The 19,435-nt window shown below is 68.8% G+C and carries 21 protein-coding genes and 1 pseudogene; 16 read left to right on the top strand and 6 right to left on the bottom strand.

Translation table 11 applies throughout. The features are described 5' to 3' along the window. The first annotated feature begins 31 nt into the window (after positions 1-31). Both E1165_RS12435 and E1165_RS12430 read left to right on the top strand, forming a co-directional pair. On the top strand, positions 32-598 hold the full coding sequence (locus tag E1165_RS12435) for a DUF2399 domain-containing protein (protein ID WP_207916861.1): 567 nt from the start codon (positions 32-34) through the stop codon (positions 596-598). A 94-nt stretch (positions 599-692) separates the two neighbouring features. Further along, the gene (locus E1165_RS12430; protein ID WP_207916860.1) at positions 693-1,223 is read left to right on the top strand and encodes a transposase family protein; all 531 of its coding nucleotides are present in this window, start codon (positions 693-695) and stop codon (positions 1,221-1,223) included. A 238-nt stretch (positions 1,224-1,461) separates the two neighbouring features. Here the strand turns inward: E1165_RS12430 and nadC are convergent, their stop codons facing one another. After that, positions 1,462-2,349, bottom strand: coding sequence for a carboxylating nicotinate-nucleotide diphosphorylase (gene nadC, locus E1165_RS12425; protein WP_132390926.1), 888 nt, complete (start codon positions 2,347-2,349; stop codon positions 1,462-1,464). Positions 2,350-2,413: 64 nt separating this feature from the next. Beyond that, positions 2,414-2,740 carry a helix-turn-helix domain-containing protein gene (locus E1165_RS12420; protein ID WP_243704729.1) on the bottom strand — a complete coding sequence of 109 codons (327 nt, stop codon included), beginning with the start codon at positions 2,738-2,740 and terminating at the stop codon, positions 2,414-2,416. Positions 2,741-2,907: 167 nt separating this feature from the next. Here E1165_RS12420 and E1165_RS12415 point away from each other — a divergent pair, with 167 nt between their 5' ends. After that, positions 2,908-3,204 (top strand): DUF1330 domain-containing protein, encoded by a 297-nt coding sequence (locus E1165_RS12415; RefSeq protein ID WP_132390922.1) that lies wholly within the window; start codon positions 2,908-2,910, stop codon positions 3,202-3,204. Between the two features lie 91 nt (positions 3,205-3,295). Here the strand turns inward: E1165_RS12415 and E1165_RS28945 are convergent, their stop codons facing one another. Then, the gene (locus tag E1165_RS28945) at positions 3,296-3,454 is read right to left on the bottom strand and encodes a hypothetical protein (RefSeq protein WP_165945204.1); all 159 of its coding nucleotides are present in this window, start codon (positions 3,452-3,454) and stop codon (positions 3,296-3,298) included. Positions 3,455-3,884: 430 nt separating this feature from the next. On the opposite strand from E1165_RS28945, the gene E1165_RS12410 reads away from it, so the two are divergent. Next, positions 3,885-4,349: a VOC family protein gene (locus E1165_RS12410; protein WP_165945203.1), complete on the top strand. Its 465-nt coding sequence runs from the start codon at positions 3,885-3,887 to the stop codon at positions 4,347-4,349. Between the two features lie 336 nt (positions 4,350-4,685). Here the strand turns inward: E1165_RS12410 and E1165_RS12400 are convergent, their stop codons facing one another. Then, a complete protein-coding gene (locus tag E1165_RS12400; RefSeq protein WP_132390920.1) occupies positions 4,686-5,033 on the bottom strand; it encodes a hypothetical protein in 348 nt (115 codons plus the stop codon). On the opposite strand from E1165_RS12400, the gene E1165_RS12395 reads away from it, so the two are divergent. Both E1165_RS12395 and E1165_RS12390 read left to right on the top strand, forming a co-directional pair. After that, the gene (locus E1165_RS12395; RefSeq protein ID WP_256370661.1) at positions 4,959-6,239 is read left to right on the top strand and encodes an MFS transporter; all 1,281 of its coding nucleotides are present in this window, start codon (positions 4,959-4,961) and stop codon (positions 6,237-6,239) included. The genes E1165_RS12400 and E1165_RS12395 overlap by 75 nt on opposite strands. A gap of 121 nt (positions 6,240-6,360) precedes the next feature. Then, positions 6,361-6,846 carry a hypothetical protein gene (locus tag E1165_RS12390; RefSeq protein WP_132390916.1) on the top strand — a complete coding sequence of 162 codons (486 nt, stop codon included), beginning with the start codon at positions 6,361-6,363 and terminating at the stop codon, positions 6,844-6,846. A gap of 894 nt (positions 6,847-7,740) precedes the next feature. Here E1165_RS12390 and E1165_RS12385 read toward each other — a convergent pair. Continuing rightward, positions 7,741-8,370: a hypothetical protein gene (locus E1165_RS12385; RefSeq protein ID WP_243704728.1), complete on the bottom strand. Its 630-nt coding sequence runs from the start codon at positions 8,368-8,370 to the stop codon at positions 7,741-7,743. A gap of 82 nt (positions 8,371-8,452) precedes the next feature. Here E1165_RS12385 and E1165_RS12380 point away from each other — a divergent pair, with 82 nt between their 5' ends. From E1165_RS12380 to E1165_RS12340, 9 genes and pseudogenes are all read left to right on the top strand, one after another. Further along, positions 8,453-9,370 carry a hypothetical protein gene (locus E1165_RS12380; RefSeq protein ID WP_207916858.1) on the top strand — a complete coding sequence of 306 codons (918 nt, stop codon included), beginning with the start codon at positions 8,453-8,455 and terminating at the stop codon, positions 9,368-9,370. After that, on the top strand, positions 9,367-9,618 hold the full coding sequence (locus E1165_RS12375; RefSeq protein WP_132390912.1) for a PhoH family protein: 252 nt from the start codon (positions 9,367-9,369) through the stop codon (positions 9,616-9,618). Before E1165_RS12380 ends, E1165_RS12375 begins: the two co-directional genes overlap by 4 nt. Beyond that, on the top strand, positions 9,606-9,767 hold the full coding sequence (locus E1165_RS12370) for a hypothetical protein (RefSeq protein WP_165945202.1): 162 nt from the start codon (positions 9,606-9,608) through the stop codon (positions 9,765-9,767). Before E1165_RS12375 ends, E1165_RS12370 begins: the two co-directional genes overlap by 13 nt. A 14-nt stretch (positions 9,768-9,781) precedes the next feature. After that, positions 9,782-10,042 carry a 3-oxoacyl-[acyl-carrier-protein] synthase III C-terminal domain-containing protein gene (locus tag E1165_RS12365; RefSeq protein WP_243704727.1) on the top strand — a complete coding sequence of 87 codons (261 nt, stop codon included), beginning with the start codon at positions 9,782-9,784 and terminating at the stop codon, positions 10,040-10,042. A 159-nt stretch (positions 10,043-10,201) separates the two neighbouring features. Beyond that, positions 10,202-13,286, top strand: a pseudogene (locus E1165_RS12360) (AAA family ATPase). Positions 13,287-13,472: 186 nt separating this feature from the next. After that, on the top strand, positions 13,473-14,039 hold the full coding sequence (locus E1165_RS12355; protein WP_132390907.1) for an NADPH-dependent FMN reductase: 567 nt from the start codon (positions 13,473-13,475) through the stop codon (positions 14,037-14,039). A gap of 27 nt (positions 14,040-14,066) precedes the next feature. Further along, positions 14,067-15,056: an ATP-binding cassette domain-containing protein gene (locus tag E1165_RS12350; protein WP_132390905.1), complete on the top strand. Its 990-nt coding sequence runs from the start codon at positions 14,067-14,069 to the stop codon at positions 15,054-15,056. Next, a complete protein-coding gene (locus E1165_RS12345) occupies positions 15,053-15,907 on the top strand; it encodes an ABC transporter permease (protein WP_132390904.1) in 855 nt (284 codons plus the stop codon). The genes E1165_RS12350 and E1165_RS12345 overlap by 4 nt, the downstream gene beginning before the upstream one ends. Before the next feature lie 170 nt (positions 15,908-16,077). Further along, on the top strand, positions 16,078-16,896 hold the full coding sequence (locus E1165_RS12340) for an SDR family oxidoreductase (protein ID WP_132390902.1): 819 nt from the start codon (positions 16,078-16,080) through the stop codon (positions 16,894-16,896). A 187-nt stretch (positions 16,897-17,083) separates the two neighbouring features. Here E1165_RS12340 and E1165_RS30715 read toward each other — a convergent pair whose 3' ends face one another. After that, on the bottom strand, positions 17,084-17,251 hold the full coding sequence (locus tag E1165_RS30715; RefSeq protein WP_371687335.1) for a hypothetical protein: 168 nt from the start codon (positions 17,249-17,251) through the stop codon (positions 17,084-17,086). 13 nt (positions 17,252-17,264) lie between these two features. Between E1165_RS30715 and E1165_RS12335 the strand changes: the two genes are divergently transcribed. Further along, a complete protein-coding gene (locus tag E1165_RS12335) occupies positions 17,265-19,352 on the top strand; it encodes an ATP-binding cassette domain-containing protein (protein ID WP_371687334.1) in 2,088 nt (695 codons plus the stop codon). Positions 19,353-19,435: the final 83 nt, after the last annotated feature.

Below are 19,435 nucleotides of genomic sequence, written 5' to 3'. Positions count from 1 at the left end.
GGCCACGAGGTCTCCGGTATGAAGTTCTTGCTTGGTCGCAGAACCAGATACCGGAGACCTCTTCAGTTATCGATCACCGCCACGCCGTAACCTTCACCGGCCACCACGACTTCTGAAACACGCCTTAACGCTTCGGGAAATCCGCCGCCTCGCTCCCCTGCGTCTGGCCCCTCAGACCGTTCACGTCTGTGAGAATCCGCGGGTCCTAGAGGCTGCGGCAGATGTCGGTGCTGCTGCGGCGATCGTCTGCACGATGGGCAACCCCACCACCGTTACCCTCGCCCTCCTCGACGCCGTCATGGAGTCGCCGGACGTGCGTCTGCTCTATCACGGAGACTTCGACTGGCCCGGCATCGCCATTGCCGACCGCATTATGCGGCGGTACCACGCCCAACCCTGGCAATTCATGGCTGCCGACTATCGCTGGGCCGTCGCACAGGCCACTGAGCGGGGGACGCCGCAGCAACCGCTCACCGGCCGTGCTAGCGAGACTCCATGGGATCCGGCTCTCTCCAGCGCGATGGCGGAAACCGCCACCGCCATCCATGAGGAGGCGGTGATCGGGCGTCTCCTCGACGACCTCAGGCGCAGAAGGTAGCCAGCCTAACGACCTCGTGCATGGTTGTAAATGCCTAGTGGATTATCTTCCGATGGACTGATCCACTGTGGTCGCTCGGCGTCGGGTGACGGGCTTGTCCGTCGGGGTGATCGCAGGTCTGGTGGCCGAGCTCGGCCCGGTCTGGCAGGATCGGCAGCAGGCCCGGTTGACCACCCGGACGCGGCAACGAGCCGTCGGCGCCGGCGCCCGATACAAGCTGGTCTTCGTTGACCGACTGTTGGCCACCCTGGTGTGTCTGCGTCACGGTGTCACCCATGACGTGCTGGCGGCCTGGTTCGGCGTCGACCGCTCGACCATCACCCGCGCCGTCAACGAGATCCGGCCCCTGCTTGCTGCCCGCGGCTGCAGAGTGCAGGGCGGCGTGCGGCTGCAGACCCTGGCCGCCGTGATCGCCCACCTCGACCAAATGCGGGCGACGGCGTTGATGGACGCCACCGAGATCCGCGTCCGCCGGCCGACAGCGAAGCGGGCCGGGCGGGGACAGTTCATCTCCGGCAAGTCGCGCACCAACGCCGAAGCGGCGGATGTGCTCGGTGATGTAGGGCGAGATGGTGGCGAGGTCTTCGGGGTCGACCGGGGTGGCCCTCGGCCGCGAGCTGGTTGACGGCGGCGGTGATGTCGCAGGCGTTGGAGTAGATGACGATGGCAGTTCGCCTTCGGCGGTGAAGAACCGGAGCGAGTACGAGGGACGGCGCGCTCAACTCCGGTGGCACGGATGAAGACGGCGTGCGAAGTGCCCGGTTCCCCGGGAATGCGGCATCGCTCCTCGTCGGTGAACGCTTCGTCGAGAACAGCGGTCGGGCTGCCGCCCCGGCCCTGCCGTTGACACGCGTCGATGACCACTACCTCAGGCATGGCACCGGGTCGGTCGTCAGCAGCATCGTCAGGTCCAGCGCGGGCGCGCTGTGCGTCAACGCGCCGACCGAGATGAGGTCGACTCCCGTCTCGGCGATGGCGCGGACGCTGTCCAGACGGACGGTGCCCGAGGCCTCCAGCATGATCAGGGAGGCGTCGGCACGCTCGGCCCGGATTTTCACGACCATTTCGATGTCGGCCACTGGCATGTTGTCGAGCATGATCCAGCGGGCCCCGGCATCGAGGGCCTCCACGGCCTGCGCCACGGTCTGCACCTCGACATCGGTCTCCGCCTCCTGCCCGGTGCGCGCCATCCCGCGCCGGACCGCGTCGATCGCGGTGGTGACGCCGCCTGCCGCGGCGATGTGGTTCTCCTTGAGCAGCACCATCGCCGCGAGGTTGAGCCGGTGGTTGCGGCCGCCGCCGACGGTCACCGCGTACTTGTCCAGGGCGCGCAGGCCCGGCGCCGTCTTGCGGGTGTCCAGAATGCGCGCCTCGGTCCCGGCCACGGCCTGGACGTAGCGGTCGGTGAGCGTCGCGATGCCGCACATGCGTTGCAGGAAGTTCAGCGCCGTTCGCTCCCCGGTGATCAGGCTGCGCGCCGAGCCGGACAGGCGCACCAGGACATCGTCGCCGGTCAGCCGGGCGCCGTCGGGGACGAGCGCTTCCACTGTGACCTCGGGGTCGACCTGGGCGAAGACCTCGGCGACCACGGGGAGACCGCCGGCGATGCCGCATTGCCGGGCGCGGATCTCGGCCACGGCCGCCAGGCCTTCGGGAACGCTCCACGCGGTGGTGATGTCCTGGCCCGACTCATCCTCGGCCAGGGCAGCGGCGACGGCGGTTCGCGCCGCCTGTGAGGGGAACTCTGTCATGCTCCGTGGTCTCCAGACCTGTGGTTACGAGCCGAAATTGAGGTGTCTCGCGCGCGAACCGCTGTCAGAACCGGTTGCGCTGGCTGTCTCCGGCATCCTCGGCGGCAGTGGGCGGGGCGTCGGCAAGCTCGGCAGCCCACCGCAGCGACCACTCGATGACCGGACCGAGGGCCTCGCGGGCGTCGTGGCCGAGCGGGGTGAGGGTGTAGCTGCCGTCGCGCAGCACCTCGGCGAGCCGAGCCTCTTGGAGCTCTGTGAGCCGTTGCCGCAGGACGCTTGACGACATGCCGTCGCAGCGCCGCTGCAGCAGCCGGAAACCGAGCGGTTCGTTCCCCAGCTCCCAGATGATGCGCAGAGTCCAGCGGCGCCCGAACAGGTCCAGTGCCGCCATCAACGATCGGCCCGTGGTGGAACCGCGGACTGGCCGGCCCGGCATGGGCGTCGGCGACGCGTTCATGACTCTCCGTCAACTTTGCGCTTCGGATTCCGAAGCGGCAGTATCGCACATCGCGGCAGTGCTTCGGAATCCGAAGCACTCATCCCAACACTGGAGGTTCCATGCCCAAGGGCTACTGGGTCAGCGTCTACCCCACCATCGATGACCCCGCGAAGCTTGATGTCTACAACGAACTGGCAGGTCTAGCTGTCGCGGCCGCGGGCGGGCGGGTGCTCGCCAGCGTCGGCAGTCGGGTCGACGCACACGAAGCCGGAATCGCCGAGCGCGTCGTCCTGATCGAGTTCGACAGCTTCGAACAGGCGGTCGCCGCACGCGCGAGCGCGGCCTACCAGGAGGCGCTGGCCGAACTCCCCGACGGCTTCGAGCGCGACTTCCGCATCATCGAAGGCCTCGACTGACCGAGGTCCAGTCGGAACTTCACTGAAGCTTCAATGACTCGAGGCCCGGAGCGCTTGGCGCTCCGGGCCTCGTACGTCCTCCCCGACGCGATTACTCCGCGGTGCCCGGTACCTCCCCGCCGAGCGGGAAGCACTCGACCTGACCCTGGGCGCGGTCGTCCACGACCTCTGGCGCGCCACCCGCGACGAGACCGGCGCCCCGGTCGAAGCGCTCCGCGTCCTCCTGGCCGCCGACGCCGTGACGCTTCACTACGACCGGCTCCCCAACGGCCCCTGATCGCTACCGCAGATAACCGCTTATTATCTGCGGTAGGCCTCGGAGCGACCTGCGGCGCGGTCCGCCGTCGGAAGGTTGATTTTGACGGTCCGGCTCGGCCCCACCCGGACGGCTTGAGTTGGCCCGGGCGCGGAGATTGATCGAAGCCTGTGACGGCTTGAACTAGCCCCACTGGGCCTTTGGTGGACGGATCAACTCTCCGTAGTGGAGAGGCCTTTTGTGGCCCGGTCCCGTGTGGAGCTGTTCGAGGCGATTCGTCGAGATCACCGGCGGCGCCAGTGTGACCGGCTCGGCCCGCCTGCTCCTCCGGCAGTAGGCGTTCGGTGCGCTGCTGTTCTCATTCCGGTGCGGGCCTGTGCGTGCGCGGCTGGCACCCACCCCGCATCGCGCCAACCAGCTCAGGATGACCAGCGTGTTGATCCATGACTGGTGTGGGTACTCCGCAACGAGGACCAGTCGCATCTCGGTAATCGCCATTGACGCACTCCAGCCGCGCCCCGTCGCGGACTTTTGGGCCGCCGTACTCGGATGGCGGATCGTCGAGGAGAGCACGGACGGCAGCATCAGCATCGCCCCGGCGGACAACGTCTGGCCCGCCACCGATGTGCTGCGCGTGCCGGAGCACAAGACTGTCAAGAACCGCTTGCACCTCGACCTGCGCGCCGACGGCAGCACGGCCGCTGCGGAGGTCGACCGGCTACTGGCACTCGGCGCGCGGCACGTCAATGTCGGCCAAGGACCGGGCGCCACCTGGACCGTGTTGGCCGATCCCGAGGGAAACGAATTCTGTGTCCTGTCCCGATCGGTCCAGGACGTGACCGGCACAGGACATGACCGACCGGAACAAGACGGAACCGACTCTCTATAGGACAGTCGGCGAGCGCCCGGGTTTGCCAAGCCCACCACGATCACCTGTACACAGATCCGCCAACTCGTCGACCGCCTGATCGACGCGGGCAGTGGCTGCCCGGAGATTTCGACATCCTGATCGTGCTCGACGCCGACTACGAGGCACCGCGCATCGCCTGGCTGCTGCGTGACCTGCCGGTCGAGATCCTCGGCCGAATGCGCTCCGAGCGGTGCCGCGGCGGTGACGGCGAATGCGTGAGCCCCACAACTATTTCTACCACCACCGCTGCGGCCCAGGTGCGGCTTTCAAGTCCGATCCCGCACGGGTTCTGCGTACAGGCGAGGCCCTGCCCGTTCATTCGGCGACGCGCCAGAGTTCCTTGTAGCGCGCGGTGTCGAGCGGCTCGCCCGGCAACGGGTCCTGATCAGGTTGCGGTCGCAGCCCAGCCAGCGTGATCGTGAGCAGCCGCTGCCGCATGAGGTCGTCCTCCTGTCGCGTTAGCCAGGCGTTCTGCCGGCCGAGCTGAGTCAGCAGGGACCAGACATCGGCTGCGGTGACGTCCTGGCGGACGGCTCCGGCGAGCTGGCTTCGGGTCACCAGCCGGCCGGTCAGTTCCAGGGCCCGACCGTGCAGGTCGCACATCTCCGGGGTGGCCGGGACGTTGTCGGTGACTGGGGTGAGGGATCCGATGCCGTAGCTCACGCAGCGACGCACATATCCGGCGAAGCAGCCAGCGCGTTCCTCATCGGCTTCGACGCCATGATGGTGGTGCCGCTCATTCCGGAGATTGCGAGATCCGCCGAGCTGGACCCTCGCTCCGGTGGCTTGCTGGTGACGATGTATGCCCTGCTGTTCGCCGTCTCCGCGCCACTGTTCGGCGCCATGTCGGACCGCTGGGGCCGCCGGATAGTGCTGGTGTCCGGCCTGGCAACGTTCATCCTGGGCAACATCCTCACCGCAGTCGGCTCCACCTTCGCGTTCCTGTTGGCCGTGCGTGCGGTGTCCGGCGCGGGAGCCGGGATGATCATGCCATCCGTCTATGCGATGGTCTCGGACACTCACGGATTCCAGGAGCGCGGCAGGGCCATCGGCAAGGTCGTCGCCGGCCTTCTCAGCGCCTCGGTGCTGGGCGCCCCGCTCGCGTCGTACCTGGCCCACCTGACGAACTGGCGGGCGGCGTTCTTCCTCATCGCCAGCGCCACGGCGGTGGTGCTTCTCTCAGCCTTGGCGATGTTGCCGGTGATGGCCTCGCCGTTGCGCGAGCAGCGGGTGGCCACCGGAGTCATGGGCGTCTACCTGGGTGTCCTGCGCGGCGCCGTGCGGACCCCGGCGGTGCTGTTTGTGCTAGCCGCCACCCTGCTGTGGAGCGCTGGGCTGTACGGCATGTTCACCAACATCGGAGTGTTTTTCGCAGAGCGCTTCGGCTTCGACGAGGCGGACACCGGCCTGGCGATCATGGGTTCGGGCGCGGGAAGCATGGCGGGCGCTCTGTTCGGCGGCCGCCTCGCGGATCGGTTCGGCAAACGGCGGGTGATGGTCGTCGCGGCCCTGGTGGCCGCCGGCGGGGTGCTCTCCGTGACATTGCTCGGCGACCGAGTGGCGCCCGTCCTCGTTGCCTACATCCTCTGGGGCACGGCAGTCGGCGTGGGGCAGCCCTGCCTGACATCGCTGGTCAGTGAGCTCCAACCGGAGATCCGGGGAACCGCCTTGGCCCTCAACGGCTCCGCGCAGTACAGCGGCATGACGCTGGCCACTACGGTGGCGGCCGCGCTGCTCACCGAGCGAGTGAGCTGGATAGTGATCAGTGGGACCTGCGCCGCCTGTGCCCTGTCCGTGCTGCCTCTGCTGCGGCAAGTGCGGGTCGACGCCGCCTCGGTGTCGCCGGTCGGTCAGGCGATGTCACGTTGAGCCTCGATCGTGGAACGGCCAAAGCGCTCATCGAAGACTTCGTCTGCCTGATGGCGTTGTCTCGTTCGCTGAAGCGGAGAATCACATTAGACGGCGATCACACCGGACCAGGAGCCGCCCAGTGAACAGACTCACCCGAACCGCCGTCGCCCTCGCCGCCACCGCCGTGGCCGTCACGGGAAGCCTCGTACTCCCCGCCGCAGCAGCCGCCGCAGCTCCTCCGCAGGCGTGCGCGGACAGGGGCTTCACCAACGGCCGCAACGTAAAGACCAGCAACCATTTCAACGGCGGCGGCGCTTATGTCGACGCAATCCTGTGCTGGAAGTCGATGGGCAACGGCTACTACTACACGTGGACCCACTACTACGTCGAGGACACCCTCGCCGACGGCGCCGGTGCCACCCCGCGGCTGGAGTGGACGGGCACCGACGGCAAGATCCACTACAAGGTCCCACCCACCGACAAGCGGGACTGGGTCTACGACGGGACAGAAGGAAGAAACGGCGTTCGGGGTTACATGCGCGCCGACCACATCAAGGGCCTGTTCATCCGCGCCTGCCTGACCAACACCAACAGCCCCGCCCACCACTGCGGCGAGCCGATGTGACCGCCCGTGGGCGTGCGGAACAGGCTGTCCCGCACGCCCACGGCGACCGAGGACGCCGCGTCACGCCCGGACCCCCTCCCAGGTACGTCGCGAACACCCGCCTGGTAGCCAGCCGCGTCGGAATAGTCGCCAGCAGCACGTCCGGCGCATGTATCCGCGCCGGACCCGCGTGGCCGTCCGCACGCAGGCCCCCGGCGACGCGCATCCGCACACCGAAGATCAGCGCCCGCCATTAACCGCACTCAGCCGGTTACCCGGAAAGCCTCATTGAGTTCTGCAAGATCTCGCCGGCGCCCGAACTCAGCGAGATCTGGCCCCGGAACTCAACTCGCCAACAAAACCATCCGTTTCCTGGGCCAGAACGAGAAGCTCGCCCTGCAGCTCGCCACTGTCCGTTGCCAGTGAAGTCTGTCCGTTGTCATTCCACCATGTTCCGAGCGTGGTCCTTGCCACCGAAGTCTGTCCGCCAGGGCCGCGGTAGACCCTGACGCGTATGCGCGCAACGCCTCCGAGTCGGTATGAGTGGCATGCGGTCGCTCCGGAAGACGTACGGACGTAGCCGACGAGCGGCCACGACCCGCCCGATGGAACGTGACATCCTGTGCTGGTGATCAGCACGATGACGAAGCAGCACCTCGACGCTTGCGTCTCGCTGTACGTGGAAACGTTTAACGCGCCGCCGTGGAACGAGTCTTGGCCTCGATCCGTCAGAGGTTTTGATCCCTCGTCGTCCGTTTCGGTATGACCTTTTTGTCCGCTAAAGGTGGGTGCCGGGTTGCCGCGTGTCGCTGCGGACGCGCTGGGTCTCCGGGACCGGTGCGGCCTTTCTGCTGGTAGGGGCGGTCGGCCGGGGTCAGGTGGTCAGGGACAGGCGGGTGAGGTGTTGCCAGCAGGTCAGGAAGGCGTCGGCCCAGGGCCAGGTGTCGGGAATGGACAGGACCCGGCGGCGGGCGTGGGTGGCGAGTTTCGCGGGCAGGTGCCGCAGCCGGTAGCGCAGGGTGTCGCGTGGGCGTGGGCGAGGCCGATCTGGTCGTGCAGGCCGAGTAACCGCAGCCAGCAGGTCAGGTCGGCGGCGATGTTCGCGGCCAGGGCCCAGCCGCGGTTAACGGTCCAGGCCTGCGACGGCAGGTTGCGCAGGCCCATCGCCTTGCCGTGCCGGACCTGGTCCTCCACACCGGCGTGAGCGCGATGGAGCGCATCGAGCCATTGCGGCTGATGTGAGCCCGCAACGCCGTGACCACGGGTGATGTTGGTGGCCACGATCTGATAGCGCCAGCCGGTGGCCCGTTCCAGGGCGGTGAGCTGTTTGGCGTGCCGGGCGGACGGCCTGGTCCGGCGCACGATCAGCCGCAGCCCGGTCATCCAGTTGCCGGTCCGCTGGTTGAGGCCGGTCAGTTCGGCGACCTGCGCAGTGTCGGTGGCGGTGCCGTCCTGCCGCAGACCGTCGGTCCAGGCATGTTCGGGCAGGCCGGCGATCGCCGTCTCGTCGATGGCGGTGATCGTCCAGCCGACGGTGAACTTCACGCTGCGGACCCTGCAACCCACAGTGCACCTGGACGCGGCCAGCCCGCTGGCCCTGGCGAGTCATGGCAGCACGGCTGCGGCCATGCTCGGCGTCGCGGAGGCGATCATGTTGGCGACCGCGCCCGGCGCGGTCATCCTCGCCGACGATTTCGGGGACCAGCTCGACACCGCCAACGCCGAGCACCTCGCCGCCCGGCTCCGGGCCAGCGCCGGACAGCTGTGGCTGTCAACGCGCCGGCCCGAGGTCGCCCGGGCATTTGAGCCGGAAGAACTCGTTCGGCTCACCCGCCGCGGCGGCGTCCGGGCCTGGCACCGTTTGGAACGACCGGCGGATCGGCGGGCTATCAGAGCGATGCGGCAGCTCCACACCCAGCTGCTGCCGGCGTTGACCTCCCCGACGGTCGCGATCACTGAAGGGCCGCACGACCTCGTGGTCTACGGGACAGTGGATCGGCAGCGGCTTCCCGGTGCTGCGCCGCTGTCGGCGGTGGGGGTGCGGCTCGTTGCGGCCGGCACCGGCCAGGACGGTGGCATCGGCGAGATCCCGGTCGTCGCCGACCTGGCCCGCAGCCTGGGCTTTCGCGTCATCGCGCTGATCGACCGTGACAAGGCCGAAGAGCAGACCATCAAGCAGCTCGAAGCGAGCTGTCATGTGGTGGTGCGGCTGCCACCGAAGACCGCCATCGAGGGCGCGCTGCTGGCCGGCGCCGACATCGCCGCGATCCGGGCGGCGAGCGCCACCCTCACGGCCTTCCTCAACCAGGACCCAGCCGAAGGCGTGCCGGATACCAAGGTCGTCGACGCCGTGAAGCACTCGCTGCACAAGAAGTCGTTGCACGAACCGTTCCTCGACGCGCTCGTCGAGGAAACGCAGACTCCTCCGCCGATGATCGTGGACGTCCTCGACCACGTCGCCACCGCGGCATCCACCTCCTACAGCGGTCCCGCGATCATCGACATCCCGGCCGTGGCACCGCCCGGCGTGGCAGTCCCGTCGTGACGTACAAGCCGAGTGACGAGCAGCCGGCGGTGATCGACAGCACCGCGCCGGTCACCGTGGTGCTCGCCGGCGCTGGCACCGGCAAGACCAGCACCGCCGCAGCCGCTGCCGGGGTCTTCCTGCAGCGTGCCGACGCTCAGCGGGCGATCTCCCGCCGCGAGGCCGTCGTTACCGGGCGGCGGACCCGCCTCCCGGCGCAGGCCGAGTGCTGTTCCTGTCGTTCTCCCGCACCGCCGTGGCGCAGGTGATCAACCGCGCCGGCGGAGTCATCAGCCCGTACCTGCAGCGCATCGACGTCTCGACGTTCCACGGATTCGCCTGGCGGGTCATCAACGCCTTCGACCAGTACCACGGCTACCCAGCACCACAGCAGATCCGTCGGCGGCGTCCTGGGTGATGACGGTCAGGCCGGTGTTGCGTTTGCGGCCGGCCCAAGACCGAGTTCCAGTTCCTAAGCCGCTGGACATCTCGAGCGACCAGACCACCTGGGACTGGGGCAGCACGATCGGCCACCTCGGCGCCGGAGATCAGATAGCAGGACTGGCGCACCTGCGACGCACCGGCCGGCTGGGGGCCGGGCAACTCTGCGCCCTCGTCGGCGCCGGTGGCGGTTTCTCCTGGTCTGTGGCGGTGCTGGAGGTCTCGGAGGAGGCATCCGCCTCGTCGGAGTGAGGACCCGTCGGCGGAGGTCGCTGCGATCATGTCACCGCGCCGGTGGAGCAGTCGGAGGTCCCACGGGCACCGGATGTCGGACGCAGTCGGTACCGTCGGGTTGCCATGGACTCCACCACGCCGCCGACGCTCCTGGGCCGCGGTCACCCGGCCGGGTCGCTGCGGGCCAGAATCGCCGGCGCCATGCGGGGGCGTGGTGGGCTGGTGCTGGTCACCGGCGAGGCGGGTATCGGCAAGACGACGCTGGTGACGCGTGCGGCGGAGGAAGCCCGCCAGCACGGCTCCTTGGTGCTGACCGGATGGTGTTCCGAAGGCGACAGCACCCCCGGCTACTGGCCGTGGGTGCAGGTGCTGCGAGGCCTGCGCCGCGCCGTGGGCGACGACGAGTGGGCGACGCTGCGCCAGGCGGGCGGCGCAAGCCTGGGAGCATTGCTCGGCGAGGGCATCGGCAGCGAGACGGTCGAGCCCTTCGCCCTGTACGACGCGGTGACCAACGCGTTGATCTCTGCGGCCGAACGGCGTCCTCTCATCGTGATCCTCGACGACCTGCACTGGGCCGACGCCGCATCGCTGCGCCTGCTGGAGTTTGCTATGCGGCAGTCGTGGCTGCAACCGCTGCTGCTGATGGGCACCTATCGCGACGTGGAGGTGGAGGCGACACCCCATCCGCTGCAGTCGCTTCTAGGTGCCCTGTCCGCCAAAGCCACGATGATCACGTTGACCGGGTTGGACCGCACCGAGGTCGGCGAGCTCATGGCCCGCACGGCGGGCCGGGAACCCGAGCCGGAGCTGGTGGACACCGTCTTCCGACGTACCGGAGGTAATCCCTTCTTCGTCGAGCAGACCGCCCGACTCTGGTGCAGCGTCGGATCGGTGACCACCGTGGCCCCCCAGGTCACCGACGCGGTCCGGGCCCGGCTGTCGTTGCTTCCCCCACCGGTCACGCACCTGCTGACCGCCGCCGCGGTGCTCGGACGGCGGTTCCACCGCCAGCTTCTCGCCGGCGCCGCCGGCATGCCGGCCGCCGAGGTCGACCGGCTGCTCGACCAGGCCGTGCTGGCCCGGCTCGTCGTCGCCCAGGGTGCGGGCGAGTTCGCGTTCACCCACGACCTGGTACGGGAGGCATTGCACGACGCCCTGCCCCCGGCGGAGCTGCGTCGCATGCACGCCGAGGTCGTCAAGGCACTGGACCGCCCGGGGGATGACGACCGTGCCCGTGCCGCGGAACTGGCCCGGCATGCCTACCTCGCCGGTGACGCGTTCGACCGATCCAGGACGTTGGAGTTGCTGCTTGCCGCGGCGCGCCAGGCGGGCACCTGGCTGGCCATCGAGGAGGCCGTCGGGCACTATCGCCGTGCCCTCGAGCTGGTCGACGGCGGTGACGAGCGCCGCCGGGCGGTCGTCCGGTTAGACCTGGCCCAGGAACTGCACCGTCTCGGCGAGCGCGAGGAGGCGTGGGACATCTTCCGGCAGGTCGCCGCGGCTGCACGCGGCGGGCAGGATCTGGAGCTGCTCGCCCGCACCGCGCTCGTGCTGCACGGCATCGGCATGCAGAGCGGCGACCAGCCTTCGCTGACCCTGGACCTGCTCACCGAGGCCCACGCCGGGCTGGCCGACGGCGCGGAACCGCTGGCGGACGCATCACCGGATCAGCTCGCCCGGCAGCTCACCGCACTGGCCCGACGTGAGGAGGACGACGAGGCGCTGGCGTTCGGCCTGTGGGCGTGGCACGACGCGATCGGGCCTCGGCTCGGCGCCCGAAAGACTGAGTCTCATCGACGAACTGGTGACCGTGGCCCGCCGCCGCAGGGACCGGGAGTTGGAATACTTCGCGGCCTCGCTGCGCTGGGTGGCCTGGTTGGAGCAGGGCGATTCCGGCTACCTGGACCACTATCGGGCGTTCGTGGCGATGGCCGAGCGAGAGCCGCTCGCCCGCTACACCAACGCCTCCTACATCGACCGCAGCATCGTCAGTACCCACACCGGGCGGTTCGACGAAGCCGAGGCGTTCCTGGATCAGGCGTTGCGCTCGGCCGAAGCGGAGGTGAACCTCGACGTGCCGTACGTGGGCGAGCATCTGCGCTGGTCCCTCTGGCTGCTCCAGGGTCAGTTCGGGCAGCTCGACGCGCTGCACGACAGCCTGCACCGGAAGGGCCACCCGTACCCCGACCTGCTGCAGGCGGTGTCCGCAGTACAACAGGGCGATCCGGGTCCCGCCCTCCGGTACCTCGCGCGTACCGAGGGCGAGGAGCACAACGTGCCCCGCACCGCCGAGCCACTGCGGCTGCGTCTGTTGGCCCATGCCGCCGCGCTCTCGCAGGACCCCCTGTTGTGCGAGCAGGCTCGCGCGGCTCTCGCACCGTTCCCCGGCCAGTGGCTTGTCTCGCTGTACGGATCCGACATCAGCGGTCCTGTCGACCTCTGGCTCGGCATGGTGCATGCGGCGCAGCAGCGATGGTCGGCGGCGGTCGACATGCTGACCTCGGCGTACCGCTCCGCCGACCGGCTACAGGCGCGGCCCTGGTCCATCATGGCGCGCGCGCAGTTGGGACAGGCGCTGCTGGCCCGCGGCGACCCGTCGGATGTCGCCGCCGCTCGGCGGCTGCTCGACGAGGTCGCGGCCGACGCGGCCGCCATCGGCATGCGGCACGTGGTGCACCAGGCGCAGCAGCACGAGCAACGCGTTCCCGCATGTCCAGCGGGTGAGTTCCGCCGTCACGGGTCGGTGTGGAAGCTGGGATTCGACGGCCGTACGGTGCAGCTCAACGACGCCAAGGGCCTGCGCGACCTGCACTATCTGATCAGCCGACCGGGCGTCGACGTGCCGGCCGTGCAGCTGCTCAGTCCGGACGGCGGCGAGGTGGTCCTGGCCGCTCGTAGCCTCGGCGGCGATCCCGTGCTGGACGAGACCGCCAAATTGCAGTACAAGCGGCGCCTGTCCCAGCTCGAGGAGCAGATCGAGCATGCGCTCGAGCGACACGACGACCGGCGGGCCGCTCAGCTCGACGAGGAGCGTGAGACCCTGCTGCGGCATCTGCAGGACGCGGCGGCCCTGGGTGGGCGTAGCCGCCGGCTCGGCAGCGAGGTCGAACGCGCACGCAAGGCGGTAACGGCCCGCATTCATGACGTGCTCCGCAAGCTGGACAGCCGCCATCCCGCGCTGGCCGCGCACCTGCGGTCCACCGTGTCGACCGGGACGACCTGCCGCTACCTGACGGACAACGAGGTGCGTTGGCAGCTGTGACCGTGCCGGTTCGCGGGTCGGATCGGCAGCGAGCCCTGGCCTCCACGACCTGGCGTCCGGTGGCCGGCACGGACAACTCGCAGCTTCGGCCCGGTCATCGCCGCGCAGCGGGTCGCCAGGCGCTCGCCTAGCGACCATCTAGCACCTTTCTGGCGCCTCAAGGGTGTGACCGGAAAGGAGGACTGGATGCGAGCCACCGTCCAAGCGTCACCCCTGCGGGTTGCCGTGATCGTCGGCAGCACACGCGAAGGGCGCGTGGGCGACACCGTCGGCGACTGGTTCGCGCGCCAGGCACGCGAGCGCCAGAGCCTTCAGGTGGACGTCGTGGACCTGCTGGACTTCGCCCTCCCCGCCCAGCTACCGAGCCGGCCGACGGCCACCATGGTCGCCTTCGCCGATCGGATCCGGTTGGCCGAGGCCTTCGTGGTGGTCACGCCGGAGTACAACCGGAGCTTTCCCGCTTCGCTGAAGCAGGCACTGGACTGCGCCTACGACGAATGGCGGACGAAGCCGGCCGGCTTCGTCTCCTACGGATGCCACTCGGAAGGGGTCTACGCGGTCGAACAGCTGCGCGCCATCTTCGTCGAGCTCCACGTCGTGACGATGCGCAACGGCGTCGGCGTCGACCTTCTCGACGCGCAGTCCTTCGACACCGACCGCCGTCGCCAAGCGGCGAGAACGATGCTCGACCAGCTCACGTGGTGGGGCCTGGCACTACGCGACGCACGCGCCGCGCGCCCCTACGTCTCATGAACCCCTGACCGAACGGAGCTCTCATCCATGGCCGGTACCTCCACCGCCCCGGCGATCGAAGCGTCGGGCCTCATCAAGCTTTTCGGCAAGAACCGCGCGGTCGACGGGCTGGACCTGCGGGTGCCGGCCGGGACCGTCTACGGCGTGCTCGGCCCGAACGGCGCCGGCAAGACCACCACGGTACGCATGCTGGCCACTCTCACGCGGCCCAACGGCGGGCAGGCGACCGTCTTCGGACAGGACGTGGTGCGCGAGGCCGACGCGGTGCGCAGCCGGGTGAGCCTGACGGGTCAGTACGCCTCTGTCGACGAGGACCTCACCGGGCAGGAGAACCTGGTGCTGCTCGCCCGCCTCCTCGGGCACCGCAAGAGCGCCGCGCGCGCCCGCGCCGACGAACTGCTCGAGGCCTTCGGGCTGACCGAGGCGGCCGGACGCCAGGTCAAGAACTACTCCGGCGGCATGCGCCGGCGCCTCGACATCGGCGCAAGCATCCTCAATACCCCCGACCTGCTGTTCCTCGACGAGCCGACCACCGGCCTAGATCCACGTAGCCGCAACCAGGTCTGGGACATCGTGCGAACCATCGTGGCCCACGGCACGACGGTGCTGCTGACCACGCAGTACCTCGACGAGGCGGACCGGCTGGCCGACCGCATCGCGGTGATCGACCACGGCCGCGTCATCGCCGAGGGCACGCCTGGAGAGCTGAAGTCGTCGGTCGGCGCGGGCACGGTGCACCTTCGCCTGCGCGATCCGGACCAGCGCGCCAAGGCGCGTCATGTCCTCACGTCCATGCTGGGCGCGGCGGTCCATCCGGAGTCGGATCCCACCACATTGGTCGCGCGGATCACGGTCGCCGGAGACGACGCCGCCACGGAACAGGCGGCCCGGGTCCTGGGCGAGCTGGCCGTCGCCGGCATCACCGTCGACAACTTCTCCGTCGGTCAGCCCAGCCTGGACGAGGTGTTCCTCGCTCTGACCGACCGTACGACCGGAACCCAGGAGGTGGCCGCATGACGACCCTGTCCCCCGCCGGCACCGACTCGCCGTCGGTGTTCAGCCCCACGCCCGAGACGATGGGCGCACTGCTGGCCCGCACCGACCGGCCCCGGCGCCCCAGCGCGCTTGCCGCGTCCGCCGCGTTCTGCTGGCGGGCCATGCTGAAGATCAAGCACGTGCCCGAGCAGATGTTCGACGTCACCGTCTTCCCGATCATCATCACGCTCATGTTCACGTACCTGTTCGGCGGCGCCCTGGCCGGATCGGCACGGGAGTATCTGCAGTACCTGCTGCCCGGAATCACCGTGACAAGCGTTCTGCTGATCACCATGTACACGGGCATGGGCGTCAACGCCGATGTCGCGAAGGGCGTGTTCGACCGGTTCCGCACACTGCCGATCTGGCGACCGGCCGCGCTGGTCGGTGCCCTGCTCGGTGACGTGCTGCGCTACCTGCTCGCGGCGACGGTCATCACCCTCGTCGGCGTCGCGCTGGGCTACCGTCCGGCCGGGGGCTTCGTCGGAGTCGTGGCCGCCATCGGTCTGATCATCGCCTTCGCCTTCGCCTTCTCCTGGATCTGGATCATGTTCGGCCTGCTGCTGCGATCCGAGAAGTCGGTGATGGGCATCAGCATGCCGGTGCTCTTCCCGCTGACGTTCCTGAGCAACGTCTTCGTGGACCCGAAGACCATGCCGGGTTGGCTGCAGGCATTCGTCGAGGTCAACCCGATCACCCACCTCGTCACCGCCGCGCGCGGGCTCATGGCGGGCAACGGGGACATCACCGAGATCACGTGGGTGCTCGGGTCCTGCGCGGTGTTGCTGGTCGTCTTCGGAACCTTGTCGATGCGGCTGTACAACCGGAAGTGACCCGGGCGGCCCAGGCCGAGCTACCGGCGGCACCCGTCCGCGGCACCCGTCCGCGGCACCCACGGATCCCCCGAACCGCGCCAGCCGGGCACCCCCGCACCGGCTGTGCTGACCCATCCAGGCGCTGGAACGAGGCCACCGTCCTCGGCGCCGCAACCCGAAGGAGAGCAATGACAATTCTCGTGACCGGAGCCACCGGCAATGTGGGCCGTCCCCTCGTCGAGCAGTTCCTCGCTGCCGGACACCGGGTTCGTGCGCTGACCCGCAATCCGCAGAAGGCGAACCTGCCCGCCGAGGCCGAGGTGGTTGCCGGCGACCTCGCCGACACCGCCAGCCTGGCCGAGGCGTTCGCGGGCGTCACCGCGGCGCATCTGATCACGTTCGCCGGGTACTCGCCGTTGGCCAACGGCGCGGACATCGTCGCGGCCGCGGAGAAGGCCGGGGTGCGCAAGGTGACGGTGCTCAAGGGCGACATGTCCAAGAGCCACCTGGAGGAAGCGATCGAGGCCAGCGGCCTGGAGTGGACCTTCATGTCGCCCGTGGAGTTCATGTCCAACGCCCTGGAGTGGACAGAGTCGGTGCGTACCGAAGGTGTCGTGCGCGAGGGGTTCCCCCACGCCAAGAGCGCCATGGTCCATGAGGCGGACATCGCCTCGGTAGCCGCGACTGCGCTGACCACTGACGGACACGCCAGCAAGGAGTACTGGCTGACGGGGCCGGAAGCCCTCACGCCGCCGGAGAAGGTGCGCGTCATCAGCGAGGTTCTCGGCCAGGAAGTGCGCTACGTCGAGCTGAGCCAGGACGAGATCATCGCTCAGTGGCGCGGTGAGGGCTACTCCGAGGAGGACATCCAGTACTTCGTGACGATGCGGACCAACCCGCCGGAGGCCGGCTACACCGTGCTGCCCACGGTCGAGGAAGTCACCGGCAAGCCGGCGCGGACCTTCGCCCAGTGGGTGCGGGAGCACGCGGACGCGTTCCGCGCCTAGCGCCACACTCCGGGTGAGGTCCGCCGTGTGTCCCCCGTCACAAGGCGGACCTCGCCCACTCCGGCCGGTCGGCCGGAGCAGCAGCGACGCCACCCTCGGCGCCCCGACCGTTTCGTCCGGCCGGAGCGCCGCGCCCTGTCGTCCCTACCGGCCTTGACCGCCATTCGCATGGAAGGCAGAGATCCATTTACGGCAACATCGAGATCCGCGGCGCCCGGGAGAACAACCTCAAGGGCGTTTCGCTGGACATTCCCAAAGGCAAGATCACCGTCTTCACCGGCGTCTCCGGCTCCGGCAAGTCCTCGCTGGCCTTCGGCACCATCGCCGCCGAATCCCAGCGACTGATCAACGACACGTTCCCCGCCTTCTTGCAGGCATACCTGCCGCGCTACCGCCAGCCGGACGCGGACTCCCTGGCGAACCTGTCCGCGGCGATCGTCGTGGACCAGAAGCGGCTCGGCGGCAACTCGCGTTCCACCGTCGGCACGGCCACCGACACCTACAGCCTGTTGCGCGTGCTCTACTCCCGCTGCGGCACTCCGACGGCCGGGGGGCCCAACCTCTTTTCCTTCAATGACCCCCAGGGCATGTGTGGCGAGTGCAACGGCCTCGGCCGCGTCGCCGCGATCGACGTTGACGGGCTCGTCGACCGGGAAAAGTCGCTCAACGAGGGGGCCATTACCTTTCCCACGTTCGCGGTCGACTCGGCCAACTGGGGTTACATCGTCAGCTCCGGCTTCTTCGACAACGACAAGCCGCTGCGCGACTACACCGACGACGAGTGGCACAAGCTGCTGCACCTGACCGACGTCAAAGTGAAGATGAAGCTCGCCGGAAGCACCCTTAACGCCACTTACGAGGGCCTGCTGCCCAAGTTCCGACGTCTGTACGTCGCCAAGGGCTCCGAGAACCTTCAGCCGCACCTGCGGGAGGCGTACGACCGGGCGGTCAGCACCCAAGCCTGCGCCGTGTGCGGCGGCACCCGCCTGTGCCAGGCCGCCCTGGCAAGCCGGATCAACGGCAAGAACATCGCCGACTGCACCGCCATGCAGGCCAGCGATCTCGCTGACTTCGTCCGCGGCATCGAGGCCGCGCAGGTGGCACCGCTGGTGTCCGCGCTCTTGTCGCAACTCGACAACCTTGTGCATATCGGGCTTGGCTACCTCAGCCTCGACCGGGAGACGTCGACGCTGTCGGGCGGGGAGTCGCAGCGGGTGAAGATGGTGCGGCACCTGGGATCGAGCCTGACGGACCTGACCTACGTGTTCGACGAGCCGAGCGTCGGACTGCACCCGCACGATGTACACCGGCTCAACGAACTGCTCGTACGGCTCCGGGACAACGGCAACACCGTGCTCGTGGTGGAGCACAAGCCGGAGGTCATGGCGATCGCCGACCACATCGTCGACATGGGCCCCGGCGCCGGACGCCACGGCGGGCAGGTCGTCTACCAGGGCGATTTCGCCGGGCTGGGCTCGTCCGGCACCCTGACCGGAGACCAACTCCGCCGGAACCAGGACATCAAGACCGAACTGCGCGAGCCGACCGGCAAACTGCGCATCGAGGACGCCGACCTGCACAACCTCCGCAACGTCAGCGTGGACATCCCGACCGGTGTGTTGACCGTCGTCACCGGCGTCGCCGGCTCGGGCAAGAGCTCGCTGATCCAGGGCTGCCTTCCCCGGCAGTGCCCCACAGCAGTGATCATCGACCAGGCCGTCGGGCGCGGCTCCAAGCGATCGAATCCGGCCACCTACACCGGCATGCTCGACCCCATCCGCAAGGCCTTCGCATCGGCGAACAAGGTCAGCGCCGCGCTGTTCAGCGCCAACTCCAAAGGCGCCTGCAAGCAGTGCCAGGGGCTCGGGCTCATCTATACCGACCTCGGGCACCTGGAGTCGGTTGCCAGCCCTTGCGAGGCCTGTGAAGGCAAACGGTTCACCACCGAGGTGCTCGCCCACAAGCTTCGGGGACGCGACATTAGCGAAGTACTGAGCATGTCGATCGCCGAAGCGAGCGAGTTCTTCACCGAGAAGGACATCGTGCGCACCCTGCGGGCCCTCAACGACGTCGGCCTGGGCTACCTGTCCCTCTGGCAACCCCTGAGCACCTTGTCCGGGGGCGAGCGGCAGCGTCTCAAGCTCGCCAGCGAACTGGGCAACACAGGCCAGGTCTACGTGCTCGACGAGCCCACCACCGGGTTGCACATGAACGACGTGGACCAGCTCATCACGTTGCTGGACCGCCTCGTCGACAACGGCAGCACGGTGATCGTCATCGAGCACAACGTGGACGTCATCGCCCGGGCGGACTGGGTCGTCGATCTCGGCCCGGGCGCGGGCCACGACGGCGGTCGCATCGTGTTCGAGGGCACGCCCCGCCAGCTCGCCGACGCATCCGGATCGCTCACGGGTCAGTACCTGGCCAAGCATCGGAGCGACGCGACCAGCAACTAGTCACGCCACGCACGCGCCTCGAGACAACGTGTACGAGCGCCGAGCGGGAGAGTCCCGGGGTTCGGGCCAACCACCGCAGAACG

It is taken from the genome of Micromonospora sp. KC723 (assembly GCF_004348595.1).
Taxonomy (GTDB): Bacteria; Actinomycetota; Actinomycetes; order Mycobacteriales; family Micromonosporaceae; genus Micromonospora.
The sequence above is the reverse complement of the archived record's forward strand: the minus strand, read 5'-3'. Positions and strand labels throughout refer to the sequence as shown.